Genomic DNA, 15,572 nt, shown 5'->3' with positions numbered 1-15,572 from the left:
ACTTGGGGATAACTACGACGTTATCCCCAGCGCCTGATTCAAGCGTTCCAGTTCCGCCTGCCACGCCTGCTGGCTGGCCGGCTTCTGGTGGCGCGGTTTCCTGGCCAGGTCTTCCGCCAGCAACTGCTCCAGTTCGCACAGGCGCTCCAATTGCACATCGACATCCGCTTGCGCTGAAACAGGCGACACGAGCTCCACGTGCGTCGCGGCTACCGGCGCCTGTCCATCTTCCGCGCTCAACCGCGCATACGCGCTGGCGGCGTCCGGCCACTCTTCCAGCCCGCCATCGGCCACCACCCAAAAACGGTTGCAGGCCATCTCGATCAGGTCGCGGTCGTGCGACACCAGCAGACAGCCCCCTTCAAAGCCGCGCAAGGCTTGCCCCAGTTCCGCCTTGCCCTGCATGTCCAGGTGGTTGCTGGGTTCATCGAGCAACAATAAATGATAGCTGGCCAGGGACAGGCCCAGGAACAGCAGCCGCGCCCGCTCGCCGCCGCTCAGGGTCGCCACCGTCTGGCCATGGCGCGCATACGGGAAACCGGCGGCAATCAGCGCCTGCTTGCGCGCCACCTGGCTGCGCGCGGCCTCGTTCTGCACGGCAAACGGATACAGCGCGTCGCACAAATCGGCCTCGTCGGCCAGTTGCTTGAGCGACTGGTCGTAATAGCCGATATGGGCGGCGCGGTGGTAGCGCAGGTCGCCGCGCTCCTGCTGCGCCTGTATCGCTTGCCAGCACAGGCGCAGCAGCGACGACTTGCCGCTGCCATTCGCGCCCAGCAAGGCGACCCGCTCGCCCGGTTTCAGCCACAGCTGGCCGACCTGGAACAGCAGCGGCGAGGCCGGCACGGCGCGCACGTCCAAGCCATCGAGCGCCAGCAGCTGGTCGGCCGCCAGCGCCTTGCCGCGCAAGCGCAAGCACCACGGCGCGCCGTCGCTGACGAACGATTGCGCCTCCTTTAATTTATCGATGCGCCGCTGCATGGTCTTGGCCTTGCGCGCCAGGTCTTCATTGTCGTAAGTGCGGCCCCACAGCGCCAAACGGGTGCTGCTGACGGCCAGTCGGTCGATTTCCTTCTGTTCGGCCGCATGCCTGGCGGCCGCGGCCACGTCCATTTCGGCCAGCGCCGCCAGCGCGGGGCCGCACGGCAGCTCGAAATCGTAGAGGCGCGCATCGCGCAGTATCCAGCTGCGCGTGGCCACGTTGTCGAGCAGGCGCTGGTCGTGCGAGACGAGGATGAAGGCGCCGCGCCAGCGCAGCAAAAATTGCTCCAGCCACAGCAGCGAGGGCAAATCCAGATGATTGCTCGGTTCGTCGAGCAGCAGCACGTTGGGCTCCTGCAGCAGCGCGCGCCCCAGCAGCAGCCGCGTGTGCTGGCCGCCGGACAGCGCATGCACGGGCACGTGCGCCGTCCCCTGCTCGAAGCCCAGCTCGGCCAGCAGGCTGTCGACCCGCCAATGCAGTTCCGGCTGGTCCAGCACGGGCGCCAGCAAGGCGTCGTACAAGCTCAGGCTGGCAAGTTCAGCCGGTAAATGCTGTTCCACGTGCTGCAAGCGGCAGGCACGGGCGTAATGGATGGTGCCGGACGTGGCTTCCCGCGTGCCGCTGAGCAGACCCAGCAAGGTGGATTTGCCGCAGCCATTGTGGCCGATCAGGCCGATGCGGTCGCCCTGGCGCAAGGTAAAGGCGAGTTCATTGAACAGGAAACCGTCGTGGGTATCGAGTTGTAAAGCTTGTGTCGAGATAAGGGTAGTCATGGCTCTTGTCTTTGTTCGGGATGCAAGCATCCGCGTTAACAGGAGCGCTAACGACAACCATGAGCCGAGAAAGACTCTATATGAGAGGGGTGACTTTGCTCTGACCCGGTTATCGCAGCGCGATAGAACGTGGGCAAGAGCTGGCAAATGCGCTTAAAGAACGCGCATCCCATAGGGCGAGCATAAAAATTTCCATATTTTCCTCCTTTCTGTGCAAGTTAGTCAGAAAGGCAATACTACACCCGGCAGTGCCCGACATCAACCGCCGTGGCGCTTGTGCGTCAGGAACAGCACGATGCACACGCCCAGCGCGATCAAGAGCACTTGCGGGATGGTTTCGCGCAAGGTGGCGCGGCGCTGCATCTGCGGCATCAGGTCGGACAGGGCAATATAGATGAAGCCGGACGAGGCGAACACGAGCACATACGGGATCAGATTGCTGGCGCGGTCCAGGGTGAAATAGCCGAGCAGGCCGCCGGCCACGGCCATCAGGCTGCACAGCAGGTTAAAGATATAGGCGCGCAGGCGCGAGAAGCCGGCGTTGAGCAGCACGATGAAGTCGCCGATTTCCTGCGGGATTTCATGCGCGATGATGGCCAGGCCCGTAACCAGGCCCAGCTTCGGGTCGGCCAGGAAGGCGGCGGCGATCAAAATGCCGTCCGTAAAATTGTGCATGCCGTCGCCGACCAGGATCATCCAGCCGGCCTTGCCTGCCTCGTGCTTGTCGTGGCCGTGCGCATGGTGGTGGCCGTCGCCTTCGTGGTGGTGCGAATGGCGCAGGATGGCGAATTTTTCCAGCATGAAGAAGGCCAGCAAGCCCGCCAGCAGGGTGGCGAACAGGCTGCGCGGGTCGGCCTGCGACTCGAACGCTTCGGGCAGGGCGTGCAGCAGGGACGTCGACAACATGATGCCGACGGACAAGCTGACCATGCGCTCGACCACCTTGGACAGGAATGCAAACGAAAAGATCGCCGCCGCAGTAATGCTGAAGACGCCCGCAATCGTGGTCGCGAGCAAAATGGATATAAGGACGGGATCGATGATTTTCTTACCTCAAAATGGCGCCGGTTGACTGGCGCCCGCGATGCCGGCGTCTGGCCTGATGCATGCGATGTTATTTGTTATTTAATTTTTTGCGCGTTTGGCGGCAGCGTCGCGCGATGAAGATGCAATTGTACTGCATTGGCGCGCACCGGGCATTTTACAGCCCGCTGCGCCTTTCGCGTCATGATTGAAGAAATCAGCTGTTTTTTGTTGCAACCTCAGGCAACACCATGCTTTTTGAACCAGTCCAGACAGCGCGCATAGCCGTCTTTTGCATCGGCCGCCACATAGCTGGGGCGGTAATCGGCATTAAAGGCGTGGCCCGCATCGGGGTACACGACGAATTCGGACTTGTTGCCGCCTTTGGCCAGCGCGTCTTTCATTTTGCCGATCGACTCCTGCGTGATGCCCGTATCCTTGCCGCCATACAAGCCCAACACGGGCACTTTCAAGGTAGCGGCGATATCGATGGGGTTGCTCGGTTGCAAGGCAGTCGGCTCGCCCACCAGACGGCCATACCAGGCCACGCCCGCCTTGACGGCCGGATTGTGCGCCGCGTACAGCCACGTGATGCGCCCGCCCCAGCAAAAACCCGTGATGCCCAGGCGGCTCGTATCGCCGCCATTCTGTTTCGCCCACGCAACGACAGCGTCGAGATCCGCCATCACCTGCGCGTCCGGCGTCTTGGCGATGATGCCTTTCATCAACTCCGGGATGCTGCCCACTTTGGTCGGGTCGCCCTGGCGCACGAACAGATCAGGCGCCAAGGCCAGGTAGCCCTGCTTGGCGAAGCGGCGCGCCATGTCGGCGATATGTTCATGCACGCCAAAGATTTCCGAAATGACCAATACCACGGGCAAACCCGTCTTGCCTTCCGGCTGGGCCGCATACACGGGCACGGCCTGGCCATCGACCATCACCGACATGCTGCCCGTGACGAGCCCGGCGGAATCCGTCTTGATGACGTTTTGCGCCGCCACGGGCAGCACGGCCACCGCAAAGCCCGTGCCCAGCGCCACCTTCAGGAAGCCACGCCGGCCATCCGGCCCGGACAAGCTGCTCTGGCCCAGCAAACTTTCACAATCGGTGATCATGTCGCTCATGCGTTTCTCCTGAAAGGTGTGTTGACAAAAAATGTCGGCTTACGCGCTGCGCGCTAAGCCGACCTACGGTCATTGCTGCTATGTCACATTGTTAATGCGCTTCGTCCCAATTTTTGCCGACGCCCACCTCGGCGATCAAAGGCACTTTCAGGTCGGCCACGCCCGCCATCAGTTCCGGCAGCTTGCGCTTGACCAATTCCAGCTCGGCGTCCGGCACTTCCAGCACCAGTTCATCGTGCACCTGCATGATCATCTTCGTCTGCAAGTTGTCCGTTTCCAGCCAGCCTTGCACGGCGATCATGGCCAGCTTGATCAGGTCGGCGGCCGTGCCCTGCATCGGCGCGTTGATCGCCGCCCGTTCCGCGCCCTGGCGGCGCGGGCCGTTCGGCGAATTGATTTCCGGCAGCCACAGACGGCGGCCAAACACGGTTTCCACGTAGCCGCGCGCCTTCGCTTGCTGGCGCGTGTCTTCCATGTACTGTTTCACGCCAGAAAAACGCGCGAAGTAACGGTCGATATAGCTTTGCGCGGCCGTGCGGTCCACGCCCAAGTTACCGGCCAGGCCGAACGCGCTCATGCCGTAAATCAAACCGAAGTTGATGACCTTGGCGTAGCGGCGCTGCTCGCTTTGTACTTCCGCGGCCGGCACGCCAAAGATTTCGGCCGCCGTGGCGCGGTGAATGTCGATGCCGTCGGCAAATGCGCGCAACATGGCTTCGTCGCCCGAGATATGCGCCATGATGCGCAATTCAATTTGCGAATAGTCGGCCGAGACGATGTGGCTGCCGGGCGGCGCAATAAAGGCTTCACGGATGCGGCGCCCTTCCGCGCTGCGGATGGGAATATTCTGCAAGTTCGGGTCGTTCGACGCCAATCGTCCCGTCACGGCCACGGCTTGCGCATAGTTCGTATGCACCCTGCCCGTCGTGACGTTGATCATCTTCGGCAATTTATCGGTATAGGTCGACTTCAGTTTGGCCATGCCGCGGTATTCCAGCAGCACTTTGGGCAATGGATAATCCTCGGCCAGCTTTTGCAAGACTTCCTCATCCGTCGACGGCGCGCCCGTCGGGGTTTTCTTGACCACCGGCAGCTTCAGCTTCTCAAAGAAAATCTCGCCGATCTGCTTGGGCGAACCCAGGTTGAACGGCTGCTCGGCCAGTTCATACGCCTTCTTTTCCAACTCTAAAATCTTCACGGCCAGCTCGGCCGACTGGATGTTGAGCAATTCGTCATCGATCAGCACACCGTTGCGTTCGATCTTTTGCAAGACCACGGCCGTCGGCATCTCGATCTTTTCATAGATGAAGGTCAGCTTGTCATCGTTCGCCACATTGCCCCACATGGCATTGTGCAGGCGCAAGGTAACGTCGGCGTCCTCGGCCGCATATTTCGCCGCCTGCTCCACTTCCACCTGGTTGAAGGTAATCTGCTTGGCGCCCTTGCCGCACACGTCCTCGAACGGGATCGTCGTGTAGTTCAGGTGGCGCAGGGCCAGGCTGTCCATGTCGTGTTTCTTGTGCGACTCGAACACATACGATTCCAGCAGGGTATCGTGGGCGATGCCGCGCAAGGTCACGCCGTGGTTGGCGAAGATGTGGCTGTCATACTTGAGGTTCTGGCCCAGCTTGGGCTTGTTTGCATCTTCCAGCCACGGGCGCAGTTTCGCCAGCACGTGTTCGCGCGTCAACTGTTCCGGCGCGCCCGCGTAGTCGTGGGCCAGCGGAATGTAACAGGCGGCGTGCTCTGCCACCGAGAGGGAAATGCCGACCATTTGCGCCGTCATCGGTTCCAGCGACGTGGTTTCCGTGTCGACGGCGGTCAAGGGCGCCGCATCGATCAGGGCGATCCATTTGTCCAGCTGTTCATCCGTCAGCACGGTTTCGTACACGGCTTCCGCCGCTGGCACGGCATCGGCGAACATGTCGCCCGTCGTGTTGCTGGCAGCGCCACCAGCAACAGGCGCGCCGACCGGCGACATCGGCGGCGGCGCGGCGCCCAGTTCGCGCAGCAGGGCCTTGAAGCCGTAGCGGTTGAAGAAAGCCAGCAGCGCTTCCTTGTCTTCCTGCTTCGCCACCAGCGAGTCGGCGATCGTTGTCATGTGCCCGGATAAATCGCAATCGGTCTTGACGGTGATCAAGGCGCGCGCCTGCGGCAGCCATGGCAGGGCCGTGCGCAGGTTTTCCCCCACGGCGCCGCCCACACTGGCCGCGTTTTCCATCACGCCTTCCAGGCTGTCGTACAAGGTCAGCCATTTGACGGCCGTCTTCGGGCCGCATTTCGATACGCCCGGCACGTTGTCCACCGTATCGCCGATCAGCGACAGGTAATCGATGATGCGGTTCGGCGGCACGCCGAATTTGACCAGCACGGCCGCTTCGTCGAGCTTTTCATTGCTCATGGTATTGATCAGGGTCACCTGGCTGTTGACCAGCTGCGCCAGGTCCTTGTCGCCCGTGGACACCACCACGTTCATGCCGGCGGCAGCGGCCTGCACGGCCAAAGTCCCAATCACGTCGTCCGCTTCCACGCCGTCGACCATCAGGATCGGCCAGCCCATGGCGCGCACGGCTTCGTGGATCGGTTCGATCTGCAAGCGCAGGTCGTCCGGCATCGAGGCGCGCGTGGCCTTGTATTCGGGATACATGTCGTCGCGGAAAGTTTTACCTTTGGCATCGAACACGCAGGCGATGTAAGCGGCCGGGAAATCGGCGCGCAAACGGCGCAGCATGTTGACCATGCCGTGCATGGCGCCCGTGGGATAGCCATCCGGGCTGCGCAGGTCGGGCAGCGCATGGAAGGCACGATAAAGGTAACTGGAACCGTCGACTAACAGCAGGGTGTTTTGCATAATGCCAATAAAATAAGGTGAGCCGCGCCAGCCGGGAAGACACAGCGGCGAACGGGCGGAATATCGCACAATTATCGCAGAGTTTAGGGCCGCGCCACCGGCTGCAATGCGTGCCGTTCCTGGCGTTTTTAGCAACTTGGCGACCCCGTGCGGGCGCGCAGGCTGCCGTTGCCAGCCATTTCCGCTCATTTAAACAGCATTGCCTACCAGTTTGTTACAATGCCTTATAGATAAATTGACGGCATTACACCACTGCACGCGCTGCAGTCCCACACATGGAAGCGAACCCATCATGATGCGTACATCGACACTCTGGACATTCCTCGCCCTGCCCCTGCTGGCATGTTCGGCCATCGCCAGCGCCCAGACGCCGGCCAAACCGAGCGACGCGCCGCCGCAACTCGAACGTATCGAGGAAATGGGCGAAGCGCCCATCACCGTGGCGCCAGCGGCAGCCAAGCAGCAGATTACCGAAAAACGCGAAGCGGGCGTAACGTCCGAAGTCAAAGTCACGAGCGGCGGCAGCACCTATTACATGAAGCCGGCCGCTGGCGGCGACCAAGCCCACAACGGCGCCCTGCGCGGCCCGCAATGGAAAGTGCTGGAATTCGATCTGGGCAAGAAGAAACAGAAACAACGCGACGAAGAGGCAGCGGACGCGCCAGCACCGCCCACACCAGCGAAGTAAGCAGCCACTCTCTTCTGCCCTGCCCCGGCCACTTGCGGGGCAGCCGGCTTTTTTTTGACCATTTAGACCAATCCCCTCTTTCCCATGGCAGTTTTTACCGCGCTACACCTGGACGATATCGGCCAGTGGATCACGCAGTTTCCACTTGGCAAACCTCTGGCGCTCAAGGGCATCGCATCCGGCATCGAAAACAGCAACTTTTTCTTGAGCACGGAGCGCGGCGAGTACGTGCTGACGATCTTTGAAAACCTCAGCTTCGAGCAATTGCCGTTCTATCTGCAACTGATGCGCCATTTGGCGGACCGGGGCGTGCTGGTGCCGGCGCCGATCGCCAATGCGGACGGCGAACTGGTGACGGCCTTGCAAGGCAAGCCGGCCGCCATCGTCAGCAAACTCGACGGCAGCTCGCAGATGGCGCCGCAAGCCGTGCATTGCGCGGCCGTCGGCGCCATGCTGGCGAAGATGCACCTGGCGGCGCAGGACTTCCCCCTGCAGCAGCCGAATTTGCGTGGACTGGACTGGTGGAACGCCACCACGCCGCTGGTCTTGCCCCACCTCGACGACGCCAAAGCGCATTTGCTGCGCGCGGAAATTCATTTCCAGGACGCCTTCGCTGCCTGCGATACCTATAAAGCCATCCCGCGCGGCCCCGTGCATGCCGACTTGTTCCGCAACAACGTCATGTTCGACGGCGAGCGCCTGACGGGCTTTTTCGACTTTTACTTTGCCGGCTGCGACACCTGGCTGTTCGACGTGGCCGTCACCGTCAACGACTGGTGCGTGGACCTGGCCACGGGCGTGCTCGACACGGTGCGCGTGCGCGCCCTGCTCGACGCCTACCAGGCCGCGCGACCATTCACGCATGAAGAACAGACGGCATGGCAACCGATGCTGCGCGCCGCCGCGCTGCGCTTCTGGCTGTCGCGCCTGTACGATTATTACCAGCCGCGCGAAGCGGAAATGCTGACCCCGCACGATCCCACGCATTTCGAACGCATTCTGCGCGAACGTATTGCCACACCTGCTCCGGAATTGTTTTAAACATGGAAAAATTACCTGCAAGTACAGGCTGGCAATGGGTGAAACAAGGCTTCGCCCTGTTTCGCAAGCAACCTGGCGGCATGTCGATGCTGTTTCTCGGCTATATGTTCTGCATGCTGGCCGTCAGCATCGTGCCCGTGCTCGGCCAGTTACTGCCCGTCATCCTCGTGCCCGTGTTTTCCGTCGCCTTCGTGCAAGGCTGCCTGAATATCGACCAGGGCAAGCGCGTCCTGCCCAGCCTCTTGATCTCGGGCTTTCGCAAGCCCGCCTTTCCATCCCTGCTGGGCCTGGGCGTGCTGTACATCCTCATGGCCATCGTCGCCATCGGCGCCTCGACCCTGGTGGACGGCGGCTTGCTGTGGCAACTGGTCACCGGGCAACTGACGGAAGAAGCGGCGCGCGCCGCCATCCCCGAATCGCGCCTGGGCCTGGGCATCCTGCTGGCCATCGCGATGTACGTGCCGGCCGCCATGGCCTTCTGCTTTGCGGCGCCGCTGATCTACTGGCAACGCATCAGCCTGGGCAAGGCGCTGTTCTTCAGCTTTTTCGCCGTCTGGCGCTCGCTGTCAGCCTTCATCGTCTTTGCCAGCACGTGGTTCGCCATCAGCGTCGTCACCAGCCAGTTGCTGGCCGTTATCTTTGGCCGCACGCAGCTGATGATGCAGCTGATGATGCCGCTGTCGATGATCCTCACCATCATCATGCATTGCTCGTTCTACGCCGCCTATCGGCAGATCTTCGGCCTGCCCCTCGATGAGAGCAAGACGGTGTCGCTGGACAAGACCGAAGAGTGATCACCGGCCAGACGTACGCCGCGTAATCCGACGCTGCGAGGCCAACAATGTTGTCGGATTACGCTGCGCTAATCCGACCTACGCGCCAGACCAGATCACCGTTCCAGGCGTAGGTCGGATTAGCCGAAGGCGTAATCCGACGCCATCGTCAGCCATCCCGCGTTCCACATTACCGTCCCAGACGTTCCAGCTTCGCAATCCCCAGGTCCAGCACCTTCATGCCGTGCTGGCCAAAATTGATTTGCGCGCGCGCATTGCCGCCGCCGCCTTCGATGTTGACGATCACGCCTTCGCCGAACTTGGCGTGCGCCACGGATTCGCCGATGCGCCAGCCGCCGCCCGTGGCTTTCTGCGCAATTTTTTGCGCAATCGCATTGTCCGACCCCAGGCTGGCCACTCTAGGCGCCTCGTCCCAGGCCGACTTGCGGTTGCCGAACCAGTTCGCCTGCACCTTCGGCGACAGCCATTTCAAGGATTCTTCCGGCAATTCGTCGAAGAAGCGCGACTTCATGTTGTAGCGCGTCTGGCCGTGCAGCATGCGCGTCTGTGAAAAGCTCATGTACAGCCGCTTGCGCGCGCGCGTGATCGCCACGTACATCAGCCGGCGTTCCTCTTCCACGCCGTTGTCTTCCTTCGAGCTGCTTTCGTGCGGGAACAGACCCTCTTCCAGGCCCGTGATGAACACGTTGTCGAATTCCAGGCCCTTGGCCGAGTGCACCGTCATCATCTGCAGCGCATCCTGGCCCGCCTGCGCCTGGTTGTCACCCGCTTCCAGCGACGCGTGCGACAGGAAGGCGGAGAGCGGCGACATCACGGCCGGCAGCGGCGCGTCTGCGTCCAGGATTTCGATGCCATCCTGGTTGACAACAGGCGCGCCCGACTGCGCCTGGGCGGCAGGCCCCAGGTGGGCCGGTGCGCCCTGGCCAAAACCTTCTTCGGAAATGAACTGGCTGGCCGCGCTGACCATCTGCTCCAGATTTTCGATGCGGTCGGCGCCTTCCTTTTCATTCTGGTAATGCTGCAGCAAGGTACTCGCTTCCAGTACCACGCGCACCATTTCCGGCAGGGACAATTGCTGCGTTTCGAAACGCACGCCTTCGATCAGCTTGACGAAGCCGGCCAGCACGCTGCCGGCCTTGCCCGCCACATACGGCACGGATGCGTACAGCGAAATGCCGTACTGTTCCGATGCGGCCTGCAATTGCTCGATCGAGCGCATGCCGATGCCGCGCGTGGGGAAGTTCACCACGCGCAGGAAGGCCGAATCGTTGTGCGGATTGTCCATTAATTGCAAATAGGCAATCGCATGCTTGACCTCGGCGCGCTGGAAGTAGCGCTGGCCGCCATACACGTGATACGGAATCGCGGCCGAAAACAGCGCATGTTCGATCACGCGCGACTGCGCATTCGAGCGGTACAAAATCGCGATTTCGCTGCGCGAGGCGCCGTCGGCGATCAGGCTTTTCGCCTCTTCGATGATCCACTGCGCTTCCTGCAGATCGGAACTGGCTTCATACACGCGCACCTGCTCGCCATGGCCCGCGTCCGTGCGCAGATTCTTGCCCAGGCGCTTGCTGTTGTTCGCGATCAGCACGTTGGCGCTGTCGAGGATGTGGCCGTGCGAGCGGTAGTTCTGCTCCAGCTTGATCAAGTTCTTCACCTGGAACTCATGCTCAAAGGCGCTCATATTGCCCACGTTGGCGCCGCGGAACGCGTAGATGCTCTGGTCATCGTCGCCGACGGCAAACAGGGCGCCGCCATCGCGGCTGCCATGGCCGGCCAGCAATTTCAACCAGTTGTATTGCAGGTTATTCGTATCCTGGAACTCGTCCACCAGAATGTGGCGGAAACGGGCCTGATAGTGTTCGCGCAGCGGCTGGTTGCGGCTCAGCAATTCGTACGTGCGCAACAGCAATTCCGCAAAATCGACGACGCCTTCGCGCTGGCACTGGTCGTCGTACAGCTGGTACAGCTCGACCATCTTGCGCTCGTGCGCGTCGTACGCTTCCACGTCCGTGGCGCGCAAGCCCTGATCCTTGGCGTTGTTGATGAAATACATCACCGTCTTCGGCGGGAATTTTTCATCATCGATATTGTTCGCCTTCAACAAGCGCTTGATCACCGACAATTGATCCTGCGAGTCGAGGATCTGGAACGTTTGCGGCAAGGCCGCGTCGCGGTAATGCGTGCGCAGCAAGCGGTTGCACAGGCCGTGGAAAGTACCGATCCACATGCCGCGCGTATTGATCGGCAGCATGGCCGACAGGCGCGTGAGCATTTCCTTGGCGGCTTTATTGGTAAACGTCACGGCCAGGATGCCGGGCGGCGATACCTGCTGGGTCTGGATCAGCCACGCGATGCGGGTGGTCAGCACGCGGGTCTTGCCCGAACCGGCGCCTGCCAGGATCAGCGCATGTTGCGCCGGCAAGGTGACGGCAGCCAATTGTTCGGGATTGAGGTTGTGAAGAAGATTTTGCATCCCGTGATTATACCGGCATGGCTAAAAATACTGTGCATTTGTCCAGCGGTCGCGGCATTTTACCCACGCGCGCTACAATCGGTATCCCGACACAGCGGCCTGCATCCCATGACACCACCTACCCATCTCGACGGCGCCCGCGTACTGGCCTGGGCCTGGTCCGACCTGCCCTTCGGCCACGTCGCCAGTGAAGGCGGCGCCGCCCCCGTCGCCATCCACGGCCTGGCCCTGTGCCGCTACGCAGACGAAGCGCGCGTGTACCGTTTCAGCTGCGACGCGCAGTGGGAAACCGTGCAGGATGACGTGTATGCCAGCGAGGACGAAGCCATGCAGCAGTTGCCAGCGCAATATCGCGCCGTGGCCGCCGTGTGGAATACGCCATGAGCTACACCATCCGTGCGGCCACCGGCGCCGACCTGCCCTTGCTGGCCCGGGTCGAACGCAGCGCCGCGGCCCTGTTTGCCCAGGCCGGAGAACAACTGGCGTGGCTGGCGCAAGGGGAAACCTTGCCCTTATGCACATTACAGGAGCTATGGCACGAAGGCGGCCTGTGGGTGGCCGCCGATGGACACAATACGCCCGTCGGCTTTCTGGCGGCCGAAGCGCTCGATGGCCAGCTGTTCATCGTGGAATTATCGGTCGCGCTGCCGCAGCAACGGCAGGGACTGGGCGCGCGCCTGCTCGACGCGGCGGCGGACCATGCCCGGGCGCTGGGCTGCGCCTGCCTGACACTGAGCACGTATCGCCACCTGCCATGGAACGGGCCCTACTATGCGCGCCACGGTTTCAGCGAAATCGATGCCGCGACGCTGGGTCCGGGCCACGCGCGCAAGCTGGCGCGCGAAGCACAGGACGGACACGATCCGGCGCTGCGCTGCCTGATGCGCAAGCCGCTGGCGCGCTGATTCAGCACGGCGCTTAACGCACCAGTTTTGCCTTGCCTTCGCTGAGCGCCTGGGCGATCACCTGGCGCGTGGTCTTGTCGGCTGCCTTCGATGCCTTTTCCTGCTGGCGTCCCAGCGCTTCCATTTGCTTGCCCAAGGTTTCCATCGGCTTGCCGCGCTGGTCCATCTGGCGCGACAGCGCGTCCACCTTGCTCGCTTCGCGCTCGTGCGCGGCGGCGATGCGGTCGTTGGCCTCTTCCATGGCGTCCTGCGCATCTTCCATCTGCTGCTGCAAGCGTTCCACCTCGCGTCCGGCCGCGCGGCGCGCCGTCTCCGTAGTCGCCTGCGCCTGGCGGCGCGCCGCCTCGCCCATCTTGCGGCCCAGTTCCTGCTGCTGGCGGCCCAGCGCCTGCGACTGCTCCGCATCGCGCGTGCCGCCGTTCGCCTGCGCCGCGCCATGGGCGCCCATCTTGCTGCCCAGTTCGCCCATCGCCTTGCCATGCTCGCCCATCTGCTTGCCCAGGTTGCCCATCTGTTCACCCAGCTGCTGCGATGGTTTCCAGGCTTCGCTGACCCGGGCCAGCAATGCGGCATCCTGCGTCACATAACTCTTGCCCTGGTCGCGGAACCACAGGAACTGGCCCTTGACGGACTGTTTCAACTGCTTGATCTGCTGGCCATCGACATCGGTGCCGGCCATGGTGACGCTATCCTTGCGGCTGTCGACGAGCGCATAACCGTCGCCGCTGCCCATGGAAATATTGATCTGCTTGCTGGGTGCGGCCGGCGGGGCCGGTGGCGCGGGCGGCTCGGGCGGCTGCACAGCCAGCGCGCTGCCGCCGATCAGAATACCGGCCAGGCTGAGGATCAAACGGTGGGAAGTGGACATGGCTGCCTCGTCGCAAAAGTAGTGGAGCCTTGACTTTAACGGCGCATGGAGCATGGCTCCAGCGCGATGCGACAGGCTGCAAAAAGACCGGCCTGGATGGCAGACACGGACGATGGATGGAACGCCGGGCAAAAAAAACGGAGGCCGCAGCCTCCGCAAAAACGCCGTGGTACGGCGTAATGTATTAGTACAGCACGACGGAGCGGATCGATTCACCGCTTTTCATCAGGTCGAAGCCCTGATTGATGTCGTCGAGCTTCAAGCGGTGCGTGATCAAATCGTCGATATTGAGCTTGCCTTCCATATACCAGTCGACGATCTTCGGCACGTCCGTGCGGCCGCGCGCGCCACCGAAAGCGGAGCCTTTCCACACGCGCCCCGTCACCAGCTGGAATGGACGGGTGGAAATTTCCTGGCCAGCCGCCGCCACGCCGATGATGATGGACTGGCCCCAGCCCTTGTGGCAGCACTCGAGCGACTGGCGCATGGTGGTGGTGTTGCCGATGCATTCGAACGAATAGTCGGCGCCGCCGTCCGTCAGCTGCACGATGGTGTCGACCACGTTTTCCACCTCGTTGGCGTTGACGAAATGCGTCATGCCGAACTTGCGCGCGATTTCCTGGCGGGCCGGATTGATGTCGACGCCGATGATCTTGTCGGCGCCGACCATCTTGGCCGCCTGGATCACGTTCAAGCCGATGCCGCCCAGGCCGAACACGACCACGTTGGCGCCCGCTTCCACCTTGGCCGTAAACAGCACGGCGCCCACGCCGGTGGTGACGCCGCAGCCGATGTAGCAAACCTTGTCGAATGGCGCATCTTCGCGGATCTTCGCCAGGGCGATTTCCGGCACGACGATGTAGTTGGAGAAGGTGGACGTGCCCATGTAATGGAAGATGGGCTTGCCGTCGATGGAAAAGCGCGAGGTGGCGTCCGGCATCAGGCCGCGGCCCTGGGTCGAGCGGATCGACTGGCACAAGTTGGTTTTTTGCGACAGGCAGAATTTGCACTGGCGGCATTCCGGTGTGTACAGGGGAATGACGTGGTCATCCTTTTTCAGGCTTTTCACGCCCGGACCCACGTCGACGACGATGCCGGCGCCTTCATGGCCCAGGATGGACGGGAAGATGCCTTCCGGATCGGCGCCCGACAGGGTGTAATAATCCGTGTGGCAAATGCCCGTGGCCTTGATCTCGACCAGTACCTCACCCTCGCGCGGGCCGGCCAGGTCGACTTCTTCGATGGTCAAAGGCGCGCCGGCCTTCCATGCAATCGCTGCTTTGGTTTTCATGTGTGTCCTGTGCTGTGTATGGTTGAACCGGGCGCGCCAGCGCGCCGTATCGCCACATCATAACAAAGCAGGCGCCAGGAAAACGCTTACTTGGTTTTCGCGCGGTTCAAGAACGCACCGTGCAAGCCGTTCAGGGTTTCCTCGGCCAGCAGCAACTGGCTGGCGATTTCATTGATCTTGCGGCGGCTGGAACGGGCATGGTCGCGCAACACTTCGAAGGCCGTGTTGCGGTCCGTCTGGAATTTTCCCATCAGCAAACCGACTGCCAGGCTCGTTTCGCGACCGGCGGCCAGCGCCGCGTTCAGGTTCAGTTCCGTGCGGCGCAGCTGGCGGATTTCATCGGCACGGGCCAGGCCCGCTTCGAACGCGGGCATCAAGCGGCCTTCATCGACGGGTTTCACCACGTAACCGACGGCGCCGTAGGCGGCCGCCTGCTTGCCCGATTCGCTGTCGCCGCTGCCGGACAGGAACATGAACGGCACGGCCGTTTCGCCATGCAGGCGCTTGGCCAGTTCCAGCCCGGACATGCCCGGCATGTGGATGTCGAGCAAGGCCAGGTCCGGCTCGCGCTGGGCGATCAGCTGCAGCGCCACTTCGGCCGAATGGGCCAGGGCTGTTTCGTAGCCGGCATGGCGCAGGACTTCGCCGAGGAACTCCAACAGGAGCTGGTCATCGTCAACGATCAGGATAAGGCGTTTCGCGGCGGCTGGCTGGCTCATGGGTGGGGGACCTCGGTAATGAATGATGTTCTTA

14 protein-coding genes are annotated in these 15,572 nt (G+C 62.1%); 6 read left to right on the top strand and 8 right to left on the bottom strand.

What is annotated here, in order from left to right; genetic code table 11:
* Positions 1-12 precede the first annotated feature (12 nt).
* Both GYK42_RS15450 and GYK42_RS15445 read right to left on the bottom strand, forming a co-directional pair.
* Complete coding sequence (locus tag GYK42_RS15450) at positions 13-1,755, bottom strand: ABC-F family ATP-binding cassette domain-containing protein (protein WP_166448203.1); 1,743 nt, start codon at positions 1,753-1,755, stop codon at positions 13-15.
* A gap of 258 nt (positions 1,756-2,013) precedes the next feature.
* A complete protein-coding gene (locus GYK42_RS15445) occupies positions 2,014-2,739 on the bottom strand; it encodes a ZIP family metal transporter (protein ID WP_431190176.1) in 726 nt (241 codons plus the stop codon).
* Here GYK42_RS15445 and GYK42_RS29675 point away from each other — a divergent pair.
* The gene (locus GYK42_RS29675) at positions 2,684-2,827 is read left to right on the top strand and encodes a hypothetical protein (RefSeq protein WP_346768098.1); all 144 of its coding nucleotides are present in this window, start codon (positions 2,684-2,686) and stop codon (positions 2,825-2,827) included. The genes GYK42_RS15445 and GYK42_RS29675 overlap by 56 nt on opposite strands.
* A gap of 190 nt (positions 2,828-3,017) precedes the next feature.
* Here the strand turns inward: GYK42_RS29675 and GYK42_RS15440 are convergent, their stop codons facing one another.
* Positions 3,018-3,902, bottom strand: coding sequence for a dienelactone hydrolase family protein (locus GYK42_RS15440; protein ID WP_166448202.1), 885 nt, complete (start codon positions 3,900-3,902; stop codon positions 3,018-3,020).
* A 91-nt stretch (positions 3,903-3,993) separates the two neighbouring features.
* The gene (gene polA / locus GYK42_RS15435; protein ID WP_166448201.1) at positions 3,994-6,753 is read right to left on the bottom strand and encodes a DNA polymerase I; all 2,760 of its coding nucleotides are present in this window, start codon (positions 6,751-6,753) and stop codon (positions 3,994-3,996) included.
* Between the two features lie 292 nt (positions 6,754-7,045).
* Here polA and GYK42_RS15430 point away from each other — a divergent pair, with 292 nt between their 5' ends.
* From GYK42_RS15430 to GYK42_RS15420, 3 genes are all read left to right on the top strand, one after another.
* Positions 7,046-7,441, top strand: coding sequence for a hypothetical protein (locus GYK42_RS15430; protein ID WP_166448200.1), 396 nt, complete (start codon positions 7,046-7,048; stop codon positions 7,439-7,441).
* A gap of 84 nt (positions 7,442-7,525) precedes the next feature.
* Complete coding sequence (locus GYK42_RS15425) at positions 7,526-8,482, top strand: homoserine kinase (protein ID WP_166448199.1); 957 nt, start codon at positions 7,526-7,528, stop codon at positions 8,480-8,482.
* Between the two features lie 2 nt (positions 8,483-8,484).
* Entirely contained in the window at positions 8,485-9,276 is a 792-nt protein-coding gene (locus GYK42_RS15420) for a BPSS1780 family membrane protein (RefSeq protein ID WP_166448198.1), read from the top strand.
* 169 nt (positions 9,277-9,445) lie between these two features.
* Here GYK42_RS15420 and GYK42_RS15415 read toward each other — a convergent pair whose 3' ends face one another.
* Positions 9,446-11,755, bottom strand: coding sequence for a UvrD-helicase domain-containing protein (locus GYK42_RS15415; RefSeq protein WP_166448197.1), 2,310 nt, complete (start codon positions 11,753-11,755; stop codon positions 9,446-9,448).
* Positions 11,756-11,863: 108 nt separating this feature from the next.
* On the opposite strand from GYK42_RS15415, the gene GYK42_RS15410 reads away from it, so the two are divergent.
* Positions 11,864-12,139: a hypothetical protein gene (locus GYK42_RS15410; RefSeq protein WP_166448196.1), complete on the top strand. Its 276-nt coding sequence runs from the start codon at positions 11,864-11,866 to the stop codon at positions 12,137-12,139.
* Positions 12,136-12,660: a GNAT family N-acetyltransferase gene (locus GYK42_RS15405; protein ID WP_166448195.1), complete on the top strand. Its 525-nt coding sequence runs from the start codon at positions 12,136-12,138 to the stop codon at positions 12,658-12,660. Before GYK42_RS15410 ends, GYK42_RS15405 begins: the two co-directional genes overlap by 4 nt.
* Before the next feature lie 13 nt (positions 12,661-12,673).
* Here the strand turns inward: GYK42_RS15405 and GYK42_RS15400 are convergent, their stop codons facing one another.
* The 3 genes from GYK42_RS15400 to GYK42_RS15390 all read right to left on the bottom strand — a co-directional run bounded on the left by GYK42_RS15400 (position 12,674) and on the right by GYK42_RS15390 (position 15,538).
* The gene (locus GYK42_RS15400) at positions 12,674-13,528 is read right to left on the bottom strand and encodes a DUF4175 domain-containing protein (RefSeq protein ID WP_166448194.1); all 855 of its coding nucleotides are present in this window, start codon (positions 13,526-13,528) and stop codon (positions 12,674-12,676) included.
* A 184-nt stretch (positions 13,529-13,712) separates the two neighbouring features.
* Positions 13,713-14,819 carry an S-(hydroxymethyl)glutathione dehydrogenase/class III alcohol dehydrogenase gene (locus tag GYK42_RS15395; protein ID WP_152284325.1) on the bottom strand — a complete coding sequence of 369 codons (1,107 nt, stop codon included), beginning with the start codon at positions 14,817-14,819 and terminating at the stop codon, positions 13,713-13,715.
* A gap of 86 nt (positions 14,820-14,905) precedes the next feature.
* The gene (locus GYK42_RS15390; RefSeq protein ID WP_034749164.1) at positions 14,906-15,538 is read right to left on the bottom strand and encodes an ANTAR domain-containing response regulator; all 633 of its coding nucleotides are present in this window, start codon (positions 15,536-15,538) and stop codon (positions 14,906-14,908) included.
* Positions 15,539-15,572 lie beyond the last annotated feature (34 nt).

Origin of the sequence: Janthinobacterium lividum (assembly GCF_011601275.1) — a bacterium.
Taxonomy (GTDB): Bacteria; Pseudomonadota; Gammaproteobacteria; order Burkholderiales; family Burkholderiaceae_D; genus Janthinobacterium; species Janthinobacterium lividum_E.
This window is presented reverse-complemented; position numbering and strand designations above follow the sequence as displayed.

Coding starts and splice junctions, on each gene's coding strand:
- GYK42_RS15425 (WP_166448199.1), top strand. CDS start 7,526: ATGGCAGTTTTTACCGCGCTACACCTGGACGATATCGGCCAGTGGATC.
- GYK42_RS15410 (WP_166448196.1), top strand. CDS start 11,864: ATGACACCACCTACCCATCTCGACGGCGCCCGCGTACTGGCCTGGGCC.
- GYK42_RS15440 (WP_166448202.1), bottom strand. CDS start 3,902: ATGAGCGACATGATCACCGATTGTGAAAGTTTGCTGGGCCAGAGCAGC.
- GYK42_RS15400 (WP_166448194.1), bottom strand. CDS start 13,528: ATGTCCACTTCCCACCGTTTGATCCTCAGCCTGGCCGGTATTCTGATC.
- polA (WP_166448201.1), bottom strand. CDS start 6,753: ATGCAAAACACCCTGCTGTTAGTCGACGGTTCCAGTTACCTTTATCGT.
- GYK42_RS29675 (WP_346768098.1), top strand. CDS start 2,684: ATGCGCTCGACCACCTTGGACAGGAATGCAAACGAAAAGATCGCCGCC.
- GYK42_RS15430 (WP_166448200.1), top strand. CDS start 7,046: ATGATGCGTACATCGACACTCTGGACATTCCTCGCCCTGCCCCTGCTG.
- GYK42_RS15450 (WP_166448203.1), bottom strand. CDS start 1,755: ATGACTACCCTTATCTCGACACAAGCTTTACAACTCGATACCCACGAC.
- GYK42_RS15405 (WP_166448195.1), top strand. CDS start 12,136: ATGAGCTACACCATCCGTGCGGCCACCGGCGCCGACCTGCCCTTGCTG.
- GYK42_RS15415 (WP_166448197.1), bottom strand. CDS start 11,755: ATGCAAAATCTTCTTCACAACCTCAATCCCGAACAATTGGCTGCCGTC.
- GYK42_RS15395 (WP_152284325.1), bottom strand. CDS start 14,819: ATGAAAACCAAAGCAGCGATTGCATGGAAGGCCGGCGCGCCTTTGACC.
- GYK42_RS15390 (WP_034749164.1), bottom strand. CDS start 15,538: ATGAGCCAGCCAGCCGCCGCGAAACGCCTTATCCTGATCGTTGACGAT.
- GYK42_RS15420 (WP_166448198.1), top strand. CDS start 8,485: ATGGAAAAATTACCTGCAAGTACAGGCTGGCAATGGGTGAAACAAGGC.